Consider the following 19,339-nt stretch of genomic DNA (forward strand, 5'->3'; position numbering starts at 1 on the left):
ATCACCGCGAGCAAGCTGTCAGTGGACAGCGTCACCTCGGAGAAGGTGGCCGCAGGCAGTATCACTGAAGAGAAGCTGGCAGCAGGCAGCGTCACTGAAGATAAGCTGGCGGATAGCTGCATTACCGCTAGCAAGCTAGCGGCAGGCAGCGTATTCAATGATAAGCTGGCAGACGGCAGCGTCACGGCGGATAAGATTGCTGACGGAGCCATCGCATCCAGCAAGCTTACCCCGTACAGCATTACATCGGAGAAGTTGTCCGTTAGCAGTGTACAGTCCCGCCATGTGGCAGACGGCGCTATTGAGTCTCGTCATGTTGCTCACCATGCTATTACAGCGGAGCATCTGGTACCAGGATTGATAACGAGCTTCACGCTGAACAACGGGTGCATCGAAGAAGCGCATCTTAGCAGCTATTGCGTAACGGGAGATAAGCTGTCAGCCGGATCCATCGGTTCGGTACATCTTAGCGACTCAGCGGTGAATGCCGAGCATCTCAGTCCCGAGATTATTCAGGAGCGCCATCTTCAGAATCGTTCCATCTCCCCGGCGAAGCTTACCTTCTCCCCTGTCATTGCGGCAGGGTCGCAGGGAGCAGCCCTTCAACAATTCGGTCTGTCGGATTACTCATTCCGGGGCCAGGGCGAAGAGATTGAGCTTAAGATCATATTCCCGGAGGCCTTCAATAGCAATCGCTACGTCTTAACTGCGATGACCGAGCACGCCTCCTGCTACGCCAGCATTAAGCATAAGTATCCAGATTGCGCCATCCTCTCCGTCATTCGGACACGAATTGGGCCGGAGCCGGAAGGCTGCCTGAACTGGATTGCAATTGGAAGCAAGTAACGAAGCGATGAAGACAGCAGCCAATAGCCAGCGGACCTCCGCTGGCTTTTTGTATGATTAGGTCAGCCAGTATTTACTGGTTTAGTTGCAGTCGCCATCTGTTTTTTCTCCTTTTGCTCACTATCCCCTTCGCTCAGATCAGATCATTATAGCTATTCCAACATGAACCTGAGTGAAGGGGATAGTGAAGGAAAGAAGGAAAACACCCTTTCCGTAACCCGGCACACCTAAGATTGCGCCAATCGCTTCCTTGGCGGCTTGTTGTTTGTTTTATTTTTCAAGGCTGGCGTCTTGAGACCTGTACATATGCCGTTGCAGAACATTAGGTGCCACATACAATGTGTTGTAAAATCCCCGAAAGCGGTATGCACGAACGATAGGGCATAACCAAAGAGGTGATACAGATGAATGCTCCATTCAAGGGTCGGCCTATGAGGCTCAGTCGGACAAGTGCCCGGAGGGCGGGGCGGGCTGCGCAGCTGCGAAGTGTACGCAAGCTCTTCGTCAAGCCAGTCTTGTCTTCAGAGCAGCGCAAGCAGGCAAGCAGGGCCGCCGTTCCAAGCAGAAAACGAACCGTGACGAAAAACAGCAAGCCGCGCAAAACCTTGCGAGCCTCTAGGCCGAAGGAGACGAAGCGCGGGACGAAGCGTCCTGGGCGGCATTCTCTTCCTCCTCAGAAGAAGGTCATAAAAAATCACGCTGCCAAGCCAGTAGCGCTTGTTAAAAAAAGCACGATGCGTGGCAGCACAGAGAATATCTATCAGAGTGTGCCTATTAGGGCTCAGGCAGAGGATCCCGTTGTGTCGGTCATTATCCCTGTCATGAATGAACGGCGGACGCTCAGCCGCGTGCTGCGTGAGGCCGCAGCGGTACATCCTCTGACGGAGGTTATCGTAGTAGCCAACGGGTCAACGGATGGCTCCATTCAGATCGCTGAGCGAGCAGGAGCTAGACTGCTGGTATACGACAAGCCGCTCGGCCACGACGTGGGACGCAGTGTCGGAGCGCAAGCTGCGAGAGGGAGTGTGCTTCTCTTCATTGATGGGGATATGGTCATTCCTGCGGCTAAGCTGCGGCCATTCGTCCATGCTGTCCTGCAAGGGGTGGACGTCGCGCTTAATGACTACTCAGGTCCGGTGGCGAAGAAGAACGTCCACAGCGTCGTGCTTGCGAAGCATGCTCTTAACACGATGCTGGAGCGCCCGGAGCTTCGAGGCACTTCGATGACGGCCATTCCACACGCGATTAGCCGGAATGCCTTGCAGCACATCGGTGCTGAAGCGCTGTCTGTTCCGCCGCTTGCGCACGCTATGGCTGTACGGCTTGGTCTTCGAGTAGAACCTGTCCATTATGTGAATGTAGGCAAGCTGAACCCGCCGAGGCTGGAACGGGAGAGAGTGAGCCCGCTAGAGATTGTCATATTAGGAGACCATCTGGAAGCCATTGCATGGATGACCTCTCAAGCTGGCGAGCGGGGCGGATTCATGGATCAGCATCGCAGTCGGGAGATGGTAAGGTGAGGTGGGTGAGCATATGAAGGCAATGCCTGGTAGACGCAGGACCCGCACCAGCCGTCGCAGGGGATCTGAAGGCGCAGGGCGCAGGGGACTGCTGGAGAAGGAGATGGCCGCAGCGGGCAAGCGATGGGGGCAACGCCATGTGCAGCATGACCCAACGGACACGAAGGCTGAGGTGAAGGCTATGAGTGAAGCATTCACGAAGCAGTGGATCAGCAACGGAAGAGTGATCAGTCCTGATAAGCTCCCCGCTATACTGAAGGCGGGCCGGGCCTTCCGAGAAGGCTGGAGAAGCACGAAGGGCAAGGTCCGGGGAAGCGACCGGCTCGTCATGCTCCCGCTTAGACGTGAGGCTGGAGCGGTAGTGGTCGGTGTGCGAGACCCTATCCTAACAGCTGCTGTGCTCCAGGAGCTGTGCCGTCTGCCGCTGGCTGAGATTACGGTCGTTCATTCAGGGGCAGCTTCAAGCCTCCCCCAGCCCTCCAGCATGGATAGCCGAGTAACCGTCGTATACCATCCGGACGATGTGCAAGAGGATGTAGAGCGAGCAATTGGAGCTAAGCTTGCCAGGACAGAGAGCCTTCTCTTCGTTCACGGAGGCTTGGTGCTATCAGCAGAGCAGCTGGCTCCCTATCTGCTAATGATTGAAGCTGGCGCGGATGCCGTATTATGCGACTATCACTCTACACTAGGGCTGTTCACCGAATGGGATGGCCCTGCGCGGGTGACGGCCTTCGTCAACACTTCAATCGGAAGAGCCGATCTAGGAGCTAATTCGCTGCATCGCCTGCCGCATGCGCTGTCGCGACAAGCCCTTCAGCACCTTAGCAGCCAGCAGCTCATGGTACCGGCGAAGGCTCAGACTGCTCTGGTCGCAGCCGGCTTGACCATGAAGGTATGCGGCTCTATTCCTATCTCAAGTGTAAGGAAGAGGGAGAGTGCCGATCTATCAAGACTTCGTCTTGGGGATTATGTAGAGGCGCTGCATCAAGCCATTGAGATTAAGGGAAGCCGTCTGTCGCTTACCGATGGCTCGCGCAAGCGGCTGTCGCATGGGAGGCAAGGGCTGTGAGATTAACTTCAATTATTATCCCTACTTACAACGGCTTGCAGCTTCTTCAGCAAGCTGTTGCCTCGATCAGACAATATACGGATCCTATAAGTACACCCTATGAGATTATTGTGGTGGACAATGGTGGATCAGACCAGACGGCAGAGTGGTGCAGGCAGCAGAGAATGATGGTCATCGCCATGTCTCGCAACGAAGGCTTCCCCAGTGCCTGCAATCGAGGCCTTCGCATGTCGAGAGGTGACAGTCTGCTGCTGCTTAATAATGACGTCACCGTCACGAAGAGCTGGCTAAGCAACTTACTTGCCGCCTTGTACAGCTCCGACCTAATTGGAATGGTAGGTCCTACTACCAATTATGCCAGCGGTAAGCAGCAGGTGGAGGTAACCTTCAGCAACCTGCAGGAATTCGCTGAGATAGCAGCTGCGGTCAATCAGAGCCAGCCTGAGCAGTGGGAAGCGGCCACGAGATTAATAGGTTTCTGCCTGCTTTTCAAGCGGGAGCTGTATGACAGGATTGGGGATCTGGACGAGAGATTCTCCCCTGGACATTATGAAGACGACGATTATTGCCTGAGAGCCAGAATGAACGGCTATCAGCTTCGCATATGCAGAGATGTGCTCGTCCACCATCTGGGCAGCGCAAGCTTCAAGCGGCAAGCTCCTCTAGAGCTGGAGCGGCTGGTAGAGACGAATCGGCAGCGTTATATCGACAAGTGGAGTATTGATCCTGCCGTCTTCATGACTTAATTCGAATTGCGGGAGGGTTATTATGAAAGCAGTGATATTGGCTGGCGGAACAGGATCCAGGCTGCGTCCGCTCACCGGGCTGATGAACAAGCACATGCTGCCGGTCGGTAAGTATCCGATGATCTACTACGCCATTGAGAGACTGAAGGAGGCCGGCATCGAGCAGATTCTGCTCATTACCGGGCGTGCGTCAGCGGGTCTGTTCATTCAGTATCTGGGAAGCGGAAGTGACTTCGGCGTATCCATCACTTACCGGATACAGGAGGAAGCAGGGGGAATTGCAGAAGCACTCATGTTAGCGAAGCCTTACGTGAAGGATGGCGAGAAGTTCGTCATGCTGCTAGGCGACAACCTGTTCGAGGAGTCGCTTGGCTCCCACGCCAGCGTCTTCGAGGACCAGCCTGGCGGCGCAATGGTGCTGCTGAAGCAGGTGCATGATCCAGAGCGATATGGTATTCCCGTCTTCAACGATTCGGGACAGATTACGAGCATTGAGGAGAAGCCTAGTGAGCCGAGGTCCAATTATTGCGTGACGGGAATCTACTTCTACGACTCCTATGTATTCTCCTTAATTGATAAGCTGACGCCTTCCGAGCGGGGCGAGCTGGAGATAACAGATCTGAATAATGTCTATGCGGAGGCAGGGCTGCTCACTTATCGCAAGATGTCCGGATGGTGGACGGATGCGGGTACATTCGGTTCCCTGTATGAGGCTGCAGGTCGAATGCAGGAGGAGGATGAGTAATCATGGCCGGTCAAAAACTGCTCGTCACAGGTGGAATGGGGTTCATCGGCAGCAACTTCATTCTGCATATGCTGGAGAATGACTCCAATTGTTCCATTACGAATGTGGATGCTCTCACCTATGCGGGCAATCCTCATAATCTGGAGGGCATCGCGAATCACCCGCGATACCGCTTCGTGAAGCTGGATCTATGCGATCACAAGAAGCTGGAGGCGGAGATGGCTTCCGGTTATGATGCGGTCATACACTTCGCTGCGGAATCGCATGTGGACCGGAGTATATCGGACCCGGGAATCTTCGTTAGAACGAATGTCCTTGGTACTCATCACCTGCTGCACGCTGCCATTAAGTATCAAGTGGGACGATTCGTCCATGTGTCGACTGATGAGGTGTACGGTACACTGGGGCCGGATGGGCTGTTCACGGAACAATCACCGCTAGCTCCGAACAGCCCTTATTCGGCGAGCAAGGCCGGATCCGACTTGCTCGCGAGAGCGGCTTACCACACGTATGGACTGCCTGTCATGGTTACGCGCTGCTCTAACAACTATGGACCTCTTCAATATCCCGAGAAGCTGATTCCGACTCTCATTACTCGAGCATTAGAGAACAAGCCAGTGCCAATCTATGGAGACGGGCTCAACATCAGAGATTGGCTGCATGTGAAGGATCACTGCCGGGCGGTACAGCTCGTACTTGAGCGAGGAACGCCGGGAGAGGTGTACAACATCGGCGGCAGCAACGAGCATACGAATCTGGACGTCGCAAGATCCGTGCTGCGTATTCTCGGGAAGCAGGAATCCTTACTCACTTATGTCAATGATCGGCTTGGACATGACCGCAGATATGCAATAGATGCCTCTCGAATTACGCAGGAACTCGGATGGAAGCCGGAACAAGAGTGGGAGAGCGGACTCCGCGATACGGTAGAGTGGTACAGTCATCACAGGTTGTGGTGGCAGCCTCTGCTTCGTGCTGGTGAGCGCAAGCGGAGAGGGAACGGAGTGAAGCGGGATGATGGCACAAGCTAGGACAACGCCCCTCCAGGTAAGCAGCCCTAAGAAGCTGATTCCGAAGCCGGTGCAGAAGATGTCTAAGCCTAAGCAACGTCCTGCTAGCCCGCCCGCAGGATCAAGCACCTCCAAGCAAGCTAAGCCCGTTAAGCCGGTTAAGCCGGCTCTCACTGCGAAGGGGACGAAGCTGGGGCGGCTAAGGAAGAACAGGAAGCGGTCCAGGAAGTTGAAGGGGCGAGCTGCTCAGCGTGATGCGGTCCAGCAAGCCGACCTGCAAGCCGGCAGCCCGGAGATCGCCCCCGAAGGATCGGCAGATGCTGCCGAGCGGAAGCTGCTTCGCAGGCAAGAGCTGGAGCTAGCCCGCTACGAAGGCGGCGAGAAGCTGCTCGAGTCGGTCTGTCCGCCTTATGTGCTGCTTCCGAATATCGAGCTGCAGGACGTCATTGCCGCCGGTGTCGGTGCACTTGCCCCTCATTACATGGCCTTGCAGGACGTCCAATCTGTCTATGAGGAGATGGAGCGGTCGCTCGAGGGACGGCTTCCATGCTCGGTAATCCGGCTTGGCGATGGCGAGCTGCTTGCTCTATCCCAAGATATCGTCTATGACCAAGACACTGTGTTATCGGAAGGCGCGTTCCTCCCCTATGCAGGAGTAACCGTCCCGGACTTGTATGCACGGGATCAGCTGGCTCTTGCGATTCGGCATGCACAGATCGTCGGCGTGCCATTGTCACGGCGCAAGCATTATCAACCGCTGCTGTACCCTGTACTTAAGGGTCATCAGATTGATATTCGGACGCTGCGTGTAACCGAATCGACCATTAACTATTCCTTGTTCCAGACGGGATTGCTCATGCGTCTGATGCAAGGAAGGAAGATTCTGGTCGTCGGCAATGCGGCGCCTGGCTTAGCCGAGCATCTCATCGCGGCAGGCTGCCTGGTGACGGGGGTTGTGTCACCGGTGAAGGGCTTCGGCGACATTGAGCGGGTCATGACCGAGGCGAGAGCAGCGGACTTCGATCTAGCGCTGGTGGCCGCAGGTATTCCAGCGGTTGTGCTGTCTGTGCGAATAGCAAGCGAGCTCGGGAAGGTTGCGCTGGATTTTGGCCATATGGCTGATCGGATTACGAAGGGGCAAGTGCAGTTCTAATCAAGTTACAGGGGAGTAGAGGATGACCATGAGACGTAACAGACGTCCAGTCCGCCGGCTCAGACGCCGGACTGTCACTAGCTCTCCCGCCAAGAAGGCGGAAGCGGGCCGATTGGCTGGTTTTGAGGAAGGGTATCAGCAGGGAAGGGAAGCGGGGCTAGCCAGTTATGGTGCTAATTTTGACGGAACGAGTATTATTATTCCCAGCTTCAACGGGGTGGACTACTTAAGGCGATGCATAGCGAGCATTATGGACAATACCGATCTCTCCTATGAGATTATCGTAGTGGATAATGCATCGACTGATGGGACAAGCGCCTATCTGGAGAAGCTGGACGGCCAAGTGCGGTACAAGATACTCGATCACAATTACGGATTCGCCGGCGCGGTCAATATGGGGATGATGATGGCGAAGGGGACGACGATGCTCCTCCTGAATAACGACACGCTGCTGACCGACAACTGGCTGGATAATCTATTAATCTGTCTGAACAGTGACCCTTCCATTGGGATGGTTGGTCCCGTCACGAACTATATAAGCGGCGAACAGCAGATTGAAGTCCCCTATCACAATCTCGAGGATATGCCGGAGTTCGCCAGGGACAACAATCAGTCGGATCCAGCACGCTGGCAGCGGACGGATCGGCTTACCGGATTCTGCCTCTTGTTCCGCAGGGAGCTGTGGGAGCAGATTGGATATATGGATGAAGGCTATCAGATTGGCAACTACGAAGACGATGACTATAACATCAGGGTTAGATTGCAAGGATATTCGATGGTCATAGCGGGGGACTGCTTCATTCATCATCACGGCAGTGTCAGTATGAAGGCGCTTGGCGAGAAGATAAGCGAAGTGAATAACCGTAACAAGCAGTTCTATATGGAGAAGTGGAGCAACCCTCATGATGTCGTGTTCCGGGTCAAGGCTATGCGCGGCAGAGATGCGGAGGCTGGAGCGGGAGCTGGGGCAGGAGCTGGGGCAGGAGCAGGGGCAGGAGTAAGAGCAGGAGCAGGTGTAGTACCCTCACCGCTGGGTGAGAATGCATTCTATCCCGAGGCGATGATGGTGAGTGGGCTTGGGGACACCTTGTACTGGATCGAGAATGGGGTTAGACGTCCGATCGAGGGTGACCATTCGGAGCTGGCTCCGACTGTTCGTCTGCCACTTGTTACGCTCAGAAGGTGGCCGCTAGGGGAGTCGATCAGGGGGGAAGAGCTTGCTGGCCGATTGTCTGAGCACGGGGGGCTTCACGGTGTGAAGGTACAAGGCAGCGACGGCTTCCTATACTACCTCGAGCACGGGGCGAAGCGCCGCATCGTCAGCAGCAGAACAGCCGAGGTATGGGGTATTCATGAGCGGTCTGACTATTCCATGACGGAAGAAGCATGGACAGAGCTGCCGGAGGGGCTGCCCATTATATCGCCGGTTCGAATGAGACAATTGTTATAGAACGGAGCATACAGGCAAGCGGAGTATCACACCGCTTGCCTTCGCATATGCTGTTAACAGCAGGGAGGGACTGTCATGCAGCAATTGAAGGATGAGATTATGGTGCATATGTCACACTCGCATCAACAGCTGGCCCGAGTGCTGGAAGCCAAGCGGCATGTTGCCGTTCGGATGGCACAGCTCGTTCATGCGCTGCCCGATGAGCGTCCGGACTTCGAAGGTGTGGACGCCTTAATCGACAACGCCCATACCGTGACGAAGAACGTAGTAGCCTACTTGAATAGTATAGCTGATCTGCAGGAGACGATGGCTTCGCAGCTCGCCATCATTATGCGTGAATACGAGGGTGCTGAAGAAGAATAATGGCTGACAAGGAAGGGGGAGTATTCTGACATGTCTGAACGGGAACAGGCGTATAGGAGAATGCTGACCGCCTCCGCAAGCTTGCAATGGAATGTAGCTATGATTCTGGAAGCGAAGGCGCTGGAAGCGGAGAAGGTGCGCAACTGGCTGTGCAACCATGTGAACAACGGGGTTTTTGAAGCGCATCAGGATCAGCTTAAGGAGACGATGCTGCTGCATGATGAGGTAATTGATGTCATTGACGGTGTAACCAAGCTAAGCCAAGGAATGGTGTCTGTCCTGAAGGCTGTACTCGGGCAGGATGGCGAGGGGGGCAGCTTCAGCGGAGGCGGCATGATGTATGGCGGCAACGCAATGGAATTCGGTGACAAGGATTGAATTCCCATGGCAGCGGGACGGTCAGCGGCATTCGGATGGTCGCAGGTGCAGGCAGGATGAGGCTGGCTGAAGATCGTGGTCACCAAGGCGGACGGACTGATGGGCACGAGCGGTTGAGTAGACGGAAGGCTGGGAATTGCGGCGGTGAGGTCGGGCGTGATAACCAGATGGCTGGGTATAAAAGTGTGCAATACGGGCGGGATACCCATGTAGCTGGGGATGACGGTAATGGCGGTGCTGATGAGCCGATGACTGGTGGGCTGCTGTATCGGGAGAGTGAGTGGTCAATAGGTTCAGAGCGGCGGCGGGATCGCACAATGAACCAGGCTGGCGTCATATGGAGTCTGGTTCAAGCTGAAGAGCGAAGGGTTAAGCTCGAATTGTTAGGATCCCTTGCCCGGAGCCAGCATGCAATTGCATCAATCCTAGAGAGTGTCGCTGCTGTAGCTGAACATACCCCTCAGCTCGCTAAGCATATACGTGACAATATCCGGGTAATAACCGGACTGCAAGAGACGCTGACCGAAGCGGTTAGCGGTATATCATGGCGAAGCAGACAGAAGCGTCATGGCCTCCCGCCCGCGCCATGGCTGGCAAGCGGTCATCTCCGTCCAGCTGCTGGAGCTGGCAGGGAGCCATTGCATAATGGAGACTTATCAGGAGGCGTAGGGGATGAAGAAGAATAAGAAGGTCTTGTCGCCAAGGCGCAAGACTCGTAAGACAGCGCTTCGCACGAAGCGCAAGCTGACAGGAGGCACCCGGACAGGCACTGGGATTAAGAAGAGGAGCAAGCTGCGCGGCACGAAGAAGGGCAGCGGCAGCAGTCTCCGCCGCCGCAAGAAGCCGGTCAGACAGAAGCGACGCAAAAGCATCGAGGCAGCCTACAATCAAGGCTTCGACCAGTCCTATAATGAAGGCTACAACTCAGGCTTCGCCAAAGGCTTCGAGGACGGCCATCAGCTGGCATATGAACAGCAGCCATAGGGTAAGAAAGAGACCCCCATGCTCACAAGTTGAGCTGGGGGTCTTCATTATGCTAGCTGCTCTTGCGGGCTAACGCCTGCTGGCGCAGGGCGATAGCGCCGGAATGTGGCGCTGCAGCAGGAGGAGGCTAGTTGGGTGCAATAGCGCCGGAATGTGGCGCTGCAGCAGGAGGAGGAGGCTAGTTGGGTGCAATAGCGCCGGGAGAGGCTGGCGCTGCAGGCTGCCGCCGAGGCCGGCCGCAACTCTACCAAGCTGCAAGTCTAGCAAGCGCTGCTAGATTGCAATGGTCATGCGCCAATTTTGGCAGGGGGAGGACAAGTGACCATGTGCCATAGACAGGCGGCGCATATACATAAGAGACAGAATGCTGGTAAGGCGGAGGAGTGGTTCGTTGAAGCCTAGAGCTGTAAGACAATCTGCACAAGCTAACGCCTTCCAGACAGGGATGCGGGAAGGGTACGAGGCCGGCCGCACGATCGGCTGGCGCGACGGAGCGGCAGAGGCAGTTATGCAGTGCATCCCCGTCCCGGAAGTGAAGAAGAGCAGACTGCGAATTCTATATATTCCTCAAGGGTTCGAAGCCATTGACCAAGGGGTAGCCGAGGCGCTAAGGGAAGTATGCCGAGAAGTGCACATTGGTCATTCCTCAAGTATGGCAGAGCAAGCCTCATTAATACGGCCGGATCTGATGCTCGTGCTGAACGGGCTGCATGTGTTCCCGGACAATCATCTCGAGCAAGCAGATGCGGTTCGTGCCATGGGCATTCGTACAGCGATCTGGTTCGCTGATGATCCCTATGTGACCGGGGATACGATTAAGGTTGCGCCGCATTATGATGTCATTCTAACTCATGAGCTTAGCACGACTGAACTGTATCGCCAGCTCGGCTGCAGAGAGGTTCACTATCTGCCGCTTGCCGTGCATCACGGTCTTTTCAAGCCATTCAAGGTGGATCGGGCCTATCAGAGCGATGTGTGCTTCATCGGCCAAGCGTTCTGGAACCGAGTGGAGCTGTTCGATGCGATGGCTGAGCGGCTGCAGGGTAAGAAGGTGTTCATCGCAGGAGGATTATGGGAACGGCTCACCAAGTATGACCGGCTGAAGCATGCCATTCGAATGGGCTGGCTTCCGGTGGAGGAGTCCATCAAGTATTACAACGGGGCCAGAATTGTGGTGAACATTCACCGCATAACTACAGCAGGGTATGACAATAAGAACGAGCTGAACTACCCCGGGCGCTCTATTAATCCTAGAACCTATGAGATCTCGGCCTGTGGAACGCTCCAGTTAACGGATGTGAGAGAGGACCTGTCGAACTACTATCGGCCAGGGTATGAGCTGGATACGTTCAACGGACCGGAGGAGTGCATGGCCAAGATTGAGCATTACCTGAGCCATGAGGAAGAACGGCAGAGGATTGCCATCCGGGGCCTAAGAAGAACGCTCCAGGACCATACCTTCATCATACGAATTCAGCAGCTGCTCGCGCTAGTCGATCCCAATCCCCAATGATTAAGCATCGGAGTCAAGTCACACCATGGAAAGGAATGAAGGAAGTGGCGATTCGTTCACTCCGCAAGACACGCCCAGCCCCAGTCTTGCGTCATGCAAGGGCTGAAGGCAAGGCTGCCGGATATCGTGCAGGCTGGGACCACGGCTACTGGTTCGGGCAATGCGAATCCATTGTAAGCCGAATCGCTCCCCCTCCTATGCCCATTCGCTCCGTCCACATCCTGTACGTTGCAACCGGCAAGGGATTCCCGTATTCCCCGCTGGATGAGGCGGTAGCAAGCGCGCTTAGAGGTCTAGTCGGTCAATTGACCGTCATAGATGCCAATCAGCCGGTAGCGGAGATTGCAGAGCGGTTAAGACCTGATCTTGTACTTGTCCTTGACGGCCTTCAGTTCGACGCGAAGCATATCATTGCGATGAGGGCGAGCGGTATTCGGACCGCAGTCTGGTTCACGGATGATCCCTATTACACGGACATTACTTCAACACTCGCTCCGCTGTACGACGAGGTATTCACACTGGAGCGGAATTGTGTGGAGTACTATCAGAGGCTCGGGTGTCAGCGTGTCTATTATCTGCCTCTAGGGGTCAATCCGTCTGAATTCAGGCCGATGAATCCTCCGCGTGCCATGCGCAAGGAGATTAGCTTCGTCGGCTCAGCGTACTGGAAGCGTGTCGAGTTCTTCAATCAGACAGCCCCCTATCTGGCGAGCAAGGATACGCTGATCTCCGGCATATGGTGGGAGCGGCTGAAGGACTTCCAATTGCTGAAGCCCAAGATTACGCTTGGCCGCTGGATGGATCCGCTCGAGACTGCCCATACCTACAATGGTTCCAAAATCGTCATCAACATGCACCGAGCCCATGATGATGAGACGTTCAATAACAACTCTGCGCTCATTCCGGCTTACTCTCCTAACCCTAGAACGTTCGAGATCTCAGCCTGCGCGACGCTGCAGCTGACGGATATACGCGATGATCTCGCGCTGTATTATACGCCAGGAGTTGAGATTGTCACCTACTCTTCTCCGCAAGAGATGATTGAGAAGATTGAATATTATCTCACGCATGAGGACGAACGGCGTGAGATCGCTCTGCGAGGAATGGCTCGCACGAGGAGGGAGCATACGTATACGCACAGGCTGAACGTTATGCTGGGTCTGCTCTTCCCATAGGTGGGTGGATTCCACGAAGGGACGGCAGCGGACGGCTGGCAAGCGAGGAATGTGCGATTGTAGCCGTAACAAGTGTCGTTGCAGGGAAGAAGCCTTGTCAATATGATGTACTACCGGGGTTAGAAGGAGGTGAGAGGATTCCTTGCGTACGAAGCCAAGTATGATTGTATTCTCCCATATCTGCAGTCCGGCCTATGTCACAGGGGCAGAGAGATTGCTGATGTTCATGCTGCGTGAGCTGCGCACATCCTTCCTCTGTACTCTAGTGGTGCCGAATGAGGGCATTCTTGCAGGGCAAGCTCGAGCTGCAGGAATTCCCGTTATCATACTCAACATTCCCCTAGTCGTCACCTTATACACCGCTCAGCCTCAGCTGTATCTGGATATTGAGAAGAGCAAGCAGAGTGAAGAGTGGTCCATGCTCGTCGGCCTGCTGCTGGAGAGAAGGCCGGATGTCGCATTAGTGAACACTAGCGTTCATCCGCTTCCAGCCATGGCAGCCAAGGCGCTCGGTATCCCAGTCGTATGGGCAGTGATGGAGACGATCAGAGAGACGCCATATACGTCTCATTCCTTGTCAATCCTGAACGAGTACTCCGACTTCCTCATCTGTATCTCGAGATCAACTGCTGCGCCCTTCCATCGGTTAAGCCTGCACAACAAGATATCCATCATCTACCCATCATGGGATGCAGCCGACTACAATCCTGCATCGTGGCCCGAGTCCCGTATGACCCGCCGAGAGCAGCTTGGACTCGGGGAGGAACACCGGGTAGTCGGGTTCATCGCTTCTGCTCTCTACGAAGGCAAGGGCTTAGATCATTACATGCATATGGCGGTGCAGCTCGCTGCGGTCTATCCGCAGGCGATGTTCCTCATTGTCGGCAATCCGGTAGATACCCCGTACTTCGAGCGCTGCTTGGACATAGCTAGGAGCCGGGGGTGCCTGGAGCGGTTCCGCTGGGTGCGATTCGAGGAGAACATTGAGCAGATCTATCCGGCTATGGATATCGTCGTCGTTCCCAGCCTAACGATTGAAGGATTCGGACTGACAGCAATGGAAGGCTTAATCTTCGGCAAGGCGGTCGTCGTGTACAGCTCTGGAGGACTTCAGGAGATCGGAACGGCGACGGGGAATGAAGCCTACATTGCCCCAGCCGGCGATATTGCAGGATTAACGGCGAAGGCAGGTTCCCTGCTTGCAGATGAACGCAGACTTCAATTGGTAAGCAGGCATAACCAGCAAGCTGTCGTGCAAGCATTCGGCTTATCCGCCTATCGAACCAGGCTGCATCAATTCCTTAATTCACTAACCATTCAAGGCTTCGTGCCGCTCAGGCTGGTAAGGGGAAGTATCCCGACGGTCTATGCCTTCGAAGACGGGGTGCTGCATCCCTTCGCAAGCGAAGATGCCTTCCTCGCGCAAGGACATTCGTTCGAGGAGGTACGGACGCTTCCGGATGATATTCTCGCTGCGCTGCCGAAGGGTGCTCCAATTGGTGAACAGACTACGCCTACCCTGCATGCAGCTACACGTGAGCCGCGTTCATCACGGCGGCGTACTCGCCGCCGCAGACTCCGCCGCCGTCGCTTGAAGTCTGGGACACGAGCGAGCAGACGATCCCGCAGCAGAGCTAAGAGCGGACGCCGCCGAAGCAAGCCTGCCGCAAGCAAGGCAAGGGTGGGCCGAAGCAGAGCGGGTGCGAGGCGGGGGAGAGCCGGCAGGCGCACCGGCCGGAGGAAGAGCATTCGAGAGGGCAAGAGGAGGATCGCTTGATGAGAGTATTAACTGTCCTTGGCACGAGGCCGGAGATTATTCGGCTGAGTCTTATTATTGGGAAGCTGGACCGGCTTGCGGAGAAGCATGTTTTGGTGCATACGGGACAGAATTTCTCCCGGACGCTTAGTGATGTTTTTTTCGAAGAGATGTCTCTAAGGGCTCCGGACTATATGCTTGGCGAAGGTATACAGACGCTGGGGGGGCAGTTGTCCCGAATGTTCTCCCGAATGGAAGAGATACTGCTGGCGGAGAAGCCTCATGTCGTGCTGCTGCTCGGTGATACGAATAGTGCGCTGTGTGCGATTCTGGCGGAGCGGATGGGCATTCCCGTTATTCATATGGAAGCGGGCAACCGCTGCTATGATCTGACCGTGCCGGAGGAGAAGAACCGCCGTATTATCGATGCGGTCTCTTCTATTAATATGCCTTACACCGAATACAGCAAGAACAACTTGCTTCGCGAGGGCTTCCCTTCGAACCGAATTGTGCGTACCGGCAATCCCATCTATGAAGTTATTCAGCACTATAAGCCGCTCATTGACCAGAGTACCGTAATGGACCGCCTAAGCTTGACCGCCCGCGACTATGTGCTGGTGACGACTCATCGTGCTGAGAATGTCGATCATCCCCCTCATCTGCTCGGCATCCTGAATGGTCTGAATCAGATTGCAGAGCAGCAGGGCAAGCGGCTCATCTGCTCCATTCACCCAAGGACGAAGTCGCGGCTCGATTCCGGAGCAGTGCCGGTCCAGATGCATCCCCTCGTAGAGTGGTATGAGCCATTCGGATTCTTCGACTTCGTTCAGCTCGAGCAGAATGCCTTCTGCGCCGTATCGGACAGCGGGACGGTTCAGGAGGAATGCTGCATCTTCGGCGTCCCAACCGTCACGATCCGCATGACAACAGAACGGCCGGAGACCGTGGATTGCGGGAGCAACGTCGTAAGCGGACTCCATGCGGACTCCATTGCGGAAGCCGTGAAGGTAATGACCAGCCTCCCCTCCGAGTGGGCGGCCCCTGATGGATACCTGGCACCGCATGTGTCAGATACAGTAGTCAAATATGTGCTTGGAGGGAAATGGAATGTTCAATAATCAGCGTATTCTAGTGACCGGGGGTACGGGCTCATGGGGATACGAATTGATACGTCAATTGCTGCCGCAGAATCCGAAGGAGATCATCGTCTTCTCCCGTAACGAGACGAGTCAAGTGGCGATGAACCGCGCATTCGAAGACTCAAGACTTAGCTTCTGCATTGGAGATATCCGTGACAAGGAAGCGTTAATGAAGGCATGCGAGGGAGTTGACTACGTCTACCATCTTGCTGCGCTTAAGCACGTACCGGTATGTGAGGATCAGCCCTACGAGGCGCTGAAGACGAATGTCATCGGCACACAGAATGTCATTGAGGCGGCCATTGCGAATGCGGTGAAGAGAGTCATCTATATCTCCACCGATAAGGCCGCGAATCCGTCGAACTTCTACGGCATGACCAAGGCTATAGGTGAGAAGCTGATTGTGTATGCGAACCTGCTCCGCTCCAATACCACCTTCGTCTGTGTGCGGGGCGGCAACGTGCTTGGCACGAACGGCAGCGTCATCCACCTGTTCCTGAATCAGATTAAGACGAAGCAGCAGGTTCGAATTACCGACAAGGGCATGACTCGATTCTTCTTAACGCTGCAGGATGCCATCAAGCTGCTGTTCAAGGCTTCCGAAGAGAGCCAGGGCGGAGAGATCTTCGTCATGACGATGCCTACTTGCAAAATTGTCGATCTAGCCGAGGTGCTGATGGAGTCAGTTGGCATTCAAGCTGATATGGTGGAGACAGGTATTAGGCCAGGTGAGAAGATACATGAGATTCTGCTCACCGACTACGAGAGCCTAAGCACTGTCCTCTATGATGAGGAATATCTCGTCATTCTTCCTACCCTTGATATTCCAGGACTTCGCGCTCGCTACAGCACTTATCCTCCTGTAGACTTCGACAGCTTCTCCTCTGCTCAATCCCTGATGACCAAGGAAGAGATCAGAACCATGCTTCACCGCGGGGGGTTCCTCTCATGAGAATGCTTATTATAGGCGGAAGCGGAATGGCCGGACATTTACTCGTCCGGTTTTTCCGTACGGCTAAGGATGTTGAGCTTCATTATACGACCCGTGCTGCGGGGGATTCCGAAGGACATTCGCTGGACGTGACGCAGCTAGAGGCAGTTGAGGAGCTGGTCGGCCGGCTGAAGCCAGACCTTATCGTGAACGCAGTAGGCATCCTGAATCAAGCGGCCGAGGACGATCCGCTTCAGGCCTATCTGGTGAACGGGATGCTCCCGCACTGGCTGGGTCATCTAGCCGACCTGCACGGCGCAAGGCTCATTCATATTAGCTCGGATTGTGTATTCACTGGCAACGATGGGCGTTATGTAGAGTGGGATGAGCCAGACGGCCATACCGTCTACGCCCGGACGAAGGCGCTCGGCGAAGTGAAGCACCATCCGCGCCATCTGACCATTCGCACCTCCATTATCGGTCCGGAGGTTAGAAGCCACGGCATTGGTCTGCTTCACTGGTTCATGCAGCAGGAGGGTACCATTCAAGGCTATGAGCGGGTGATGTGGAACGGTGTGACGACGCTGGAGCTTGCCAAGGCGATCCAGTATGCCATTCAGCATCCTGAGATTGCCGGTCTTGTCCATCTGACGGCAGCGCAGTCGGTCTCCAAGCATGATCTGCTGCATCTGTTCCGCGATGCATTCGGCAAGCATGACCTCATGATAGAGCCGAATTCGGCAATCTCCATCGATCGGACCCTAGTATCGAGCAGAGATGATTGGACGTACCAGGCTCCAGGGTATGCGGTCATGCTGGCTGAGCTGGCGTCATGGATGCGGGGCGAATGAACCGTCCCCAGCTCATGATTACGGGTGCGGGCGGATTCTGCGGCGAGCATGCTTGCGAATACTTCCACCTGAGAGGGATGGAGGTTACGGCTGTCCTTCGGCGGGAGCCGGACGAGGAAGACAGGAGACGGCTGCAGCATGCGGATCACTTCGAAGTGTGCGAGCTGACGAATGAGGCTGACGTAGAGGCGCTTGTCGCACGCTGCAAGCCGGATTATATTCTGCACTTGGCGGGGCTGAACGCAGCAGGACCCTCCTGGACTTCCCCTCTAGCCTATATGGACACGAATCTGATGGCTACGCTCCACCTGCTGGAAGCGGTGCGTTCGAAGGGAGCCCGTACGAGGATCCTCATCGCGGGCTCCATGCTTCGCTTCCTGCTGCCAGCATCCGGTGAACAGCCTGCACCGCCGCATCCCTACAGCGTGAGCAAGACGATGCAGGTGCTTGCCGCTCAGTGCTGGGCGGTCATGTACGGCGTTCAGGCGGTCATCGCCGAGCCTTCGAATCTAGCCGGGCCAGGCAGATCCACAGGACTCTGCTCCCTGCTGGCCAGACATACTGCACGGACCGAGTATGCAGTTAAGGCTGGTCATCAGCTCCCGAGTCCGTTCCGTCTATCCTCCTTAACGCAGAGACGAGACCTCCTTGATGTTCGGGATGCCATGGCGGCCTACGAGCTGCTGCTGAAGGAAGGGGAGACGGGAGTCATCTACCCGATTGCATCTGGCTCCTTCTATACGCTTGGAGATATTGCGGAGCAATTCAAGACGATGTCAACCGCAGCTGTGCAGGTTACTGTGGATGAGGCAGCCGTGCCAGGAGCCTCGCCGAAGCCGGTAGATACCTCAGCTATCCGAGGACTCGGCTGGGAGCCCCGCATTCCGTTCCTTCGCACACTTACCGACACACTTGAAGATGCAAGGCAGCAACTAGGAGGATCTAGCTCATGATGAAGCCTATAGAGAATCAACCTAAGGTTAGTATCGTTATCCCCTTCTATAATGACCCCTATGTGAGTGAGGCGATGGAGAGCGCGCTTGCTCAGACCTATCCGAATGTGGAGATTCTCGTCGTAGATGATGGATCCACGAAGCACACCGACAAGCTGAAGCGTTACGAAGGCAGATTCCATTACCTCGGCAAGGCGAACGGAGGAACGGCAAGCGCATTGAATCACGGCTTCCGGCTGGCAAGCGGGGAGTATGTAGCATGGCTTAGCTCGGACGATCGATTCTATCCGATGAAGATTGAGAAGCAGCTTCACGCGATGCATCAATCAGATGCTTGGATTAGCCACACCTCCTTCGACTGCATTAACGGAGCAGGCCGGATGACTGAGTTCGCCATCACTCCGCCGGGACATGACAGGGATGCCTTCTACCGCGCGTTCCTTAAGGGCAACCCAGTCAATGGATGTACGGTCATGATGCGGCGCAAGCTGTTCGATCGGATCGGTCCCTTCAACGAATCGCTGCGCTATGCCCATGATCTGGACTATTGGTTCCGCGTCCTGCTTGCGGGGTATCCGATGCACTTCCTGAAGGATCCGCTCACCGCATACCGATGGCATGAGGAGATGGGAACGGTCCGTCACAAGACAGAGGCGGAGCAAGAGTCAAGAGCCTTGTTCGCTAAGTATTCCGGTTCATGGAGCAGACTGCTCTCGCAGATTGGAATTCGGGCTATCAGATGAGAGAGTATGAATAG

At 55.3% G+C, this 19,339-nt stretch carries 20 protein-coding genes; all 20 read left to right on the top strand.

What is annotated here, in order from left to right; translation table 11 throughout:
- A partial coding sequence (locus ACFO9Q_RS21200; RefSeq protein WP_379185580.1) for a WIAG-tail domain occupies window positions 1-846 on the top strand: 846 nt, incomplete at its 5' end.
- A 404-nt stretch (window positions 847-1,250) separates the two neighbouring features.
- Window positions 1,251-2,366, top strand: a complete 1,116-nt coding sequence (locus tag ACFO9Q_RS21205; RefSeq protein ID WP_379185581.1) for a glycosyltransferase family 2 protein — start codon at window positions 1,251-1,253, stop codon at window positions 2,364-2,366.
- 13 nt (window positions 2,367-2,379) lie between these two features.
- The gene (locus ACFO9Q_RS21210; protein WP_379185582.1) at window positions 2,380-3,435 is read left to right on the top strand and encodes a hypothetical protein; all 1,056 of its coding nucleotides are present in this window, start codon (window positions 2,380-2,382) and stop codon (window positions 3,433-3,435) included.
- Window positions 3,432-4,181, top strand: coding sequence for a glycosyltransferase family 2 protein (locus ACFO9Q_RS21215; RefSeq protein WP_379185583.1), 750 nt, complete (start codon window positions 3,432-3,434; stop codon window positions 4,179-4,181). The genes ACFO9Q_RS21210 and ACFO9Q_RS21215 overlap by 4 nt, the downstream gene beginning before the upstream one ends.
- Before the next feature lie 22 nt (window positions 4,182-4,203).
- Window positions 4,204-4,926 (top strand): sugar phosphate nucleotidyltransferase, encoded by a 723-nt coding sequence (locus ACFO9Q_RS21220; protein WP_379185584.1) that lies wholly within the window; start codon window positions 4,204-4,206, stop codon window positions 4,924-4,926.
- Between the two features lie 2 nt (window positions 4,927-4,928).
- Window positions 4,929-5,957 carry a dTDP-glucose 4,6-dehydratase gene (gene rfbB / locus ACFO9Q_RS21225; RefSeq protein ID WP_379185585.1) on the top strand — a complete coding sequence of 343 codons (1,029 nt, stop codon included), beginning with the start codon at window positions 4,929-4,931 and terminating at the stop codon, window positions 5,955-5,957.
- Entirely contained in the window at window positions 5,941-7,089 is a 1,149-nt protein-coding gene (locus tag ACFO9Q_RS21230; RefSeq protein WP_379185586.1) for a GT-D fold domain-containing glycosyltransferase, read from the top strand. The genes rfbB and ACFO9Q_RS21230 overlap by 17 nt, the downstream gene beginning before the upstream one ends.
- Window positions 7,090-7,117: 28 nt before the next feature.
- The gene (locus tag ACFO9Q_RS21235) at window positions 7,118-8,539 is read left to right on the top strand and encodes a glycosyltransferase family 2 protein (protein WP_379185587.1); all 1,422 of its coding nucleotides are present in this window, start codon (window positions 7,118-7,120) and stop codon (window positions 8,537-8,539) included.
- A 75-nt stretch (window positions 8,540-8,614) separates the two neighbouring features.
- On the top strand, window positions 8,615-8,902 hold the full coding sequence (locus ACFO9Q_RS21240; RefSeq protein ID WP_379185588.1) for a nucleoside-diphosphate sugar epimerase: 288 nt from the start codon (window positions 8,615-8,617) through the stop codon (window positions 8,900-8,902).
- Between the two features lie 30 nt (window positions 8,903-8,932).
- Window positions 8,933-9,280: a restriction endonuclease subunit S gene (locus ACFO9Q_RS21245; protein ID WP_379185589.1), complete on the top strand. Its 348-nt coding sequence runs from the start codon at window positions 8,933-8,935 to the stop codon at window positions 9,278-9,280.
- Window positions 9,277-9,966, top strand: coding sequence for a hypothetical protein (locus tag ACFO9Q_RS21250; RefSeq protein ID WP_379185590.1), 690 nt, complete (start codon window positions 9,277-9,279; stop codon window positions 9,964-9,966). The genes ACFO9Q_RS21245 and ACFO9Q_RS21250 overlap by 4 nt, the downstream gene beginning before the upstream one ends.
- A complete protein-coding gene (locus ACFO9Q_RS21255) occupies window positions 9,953-10,264 on the top strand; it encodes a hypothetical protein (protein ID WP_379185591.1) in 312 nt (103 codons plus the stop codon). The genes ACFO9Q_RS21250 and ACFO9Q_RS21255 overlap by 14 nt, the downstream gene beginning before the upstream one ends.
- Window positions 10,265-10,655: 391 nt before the next feature.
- Entirely contained in the window at window positions 10,656-11,777 is a 1,122-nt protein-coding gene (locus ACFO9Q_RS21260; protein WP_379185592.1) for a CgeB family protein, read from the top strand.
- A complete protein-coding gene (locus ACFO9Q_RS21265) occupies window positions 11,774-12,952 on the top strand; it encodes a CgeB family protein (protein ID WP_379185593.1) in 1,179 nt (392 codons plus the stop codon). Before ACFO9Q_RS21260 ends, ACFO9Q_RS21265 begins: the two co-directional genes overlap by 4 nt.
- A gap of 142 nt (window positions 12,953-13,094) precedes the next feature.
- A complete protein-coding gene (locus ACFO9Q_RS21270) occupies window positions 13,095-14,729 on the top strand; it encodes a glycosyltransferase family 4 protein (RefSeq protein WP_379185594.1) in 1,635 nt (544 codons plus the stop codon).
- Entirely contained in the window at window positions 14,729-15,826 is a 1,098-nt protein-coding gene (gene wecB, locus ACFO9Q_RS21275) for a non-hydrolyzing UDP-N-acetylglucosamine 2-epimerase (protein WP_379185595.1), read from the top strand. The genes ACFO9Q_RS21270 and wecB overlap by 1 nt, the downstream gene beginning before the upstream one ends.
- Complete coding sequence (locus ACFO9Q_RS21280; protein WP_379185596.1) at window positions 15,816-16,799, top strand: polysaccharide biosynthesis protein; 984 nt, start codon at window positions 15,816-15,818, stop codon at window positions 16,797-16,799. The genes wecB and ACFO9Q_RS21280 overlap by 11 nt, the downstream gene beginning before the upstream one ends.
- The gene (locus ACFO9Q_RS21285; RefSeq protein WP_379185597.1) at window positions 16,796-17,629 is read left to right on the top strand and encodes a dTDP-4-dehydrorhamnose reductase family protein; all 834 of its coding nucleotides are present in this window, start codon (window positions 16,796-16,798) and stop codon (window positions 17,627-17,629) included. The genes ACFO9Q_RS21280 and ACFO9Q_RS21285 overlap by 4 nt, the downstream gene beginning before the upstream one ends.
- Window positions 17,626-18,582: an NAD-dependent epimerase/dehydratase family protein gene (locus ACFO9Q_RS21290; protein ID WP_379185598.1), complete on the top strand. Its 957-nt coding sequence runs from the start codon at window positions 17,626-17,628 to the stop codon at window positions 18,580-18,582. The genes ACFO9Q_RS21285 and ACFO9Q_RS21290 overlap by 4 nt, the downstream gene beginning before the upstream one ends.
- Window positions 18,582-19,325 (top strand): glycosyltransferase, encoded by a 744-nt coding sequence (locus ACFO9Q_RS21295; protein ID WP_379185650.1) that lies wholly within the window; start codon window positions 18,582-18,584, stop codon window positions 19,323-19,325. The genes ACFO9Q_RS21290 and ACFO9Q_RS21295 overlap by 1 nt, the downstream gene beginning before the upstream one ends.
- Window positions 19,326-19,339: the final 14 nt, after the last annotated feature.

This window comes from Paenibacillus sp. GCM10023252, assembly GCF_042653305.1.
Taxonomy (GTDB): domain Bacteria; phylum Bacillota; class Bacilli; order Paenibacillales; family Paenibacillaceae; genus Pristimantibacillus.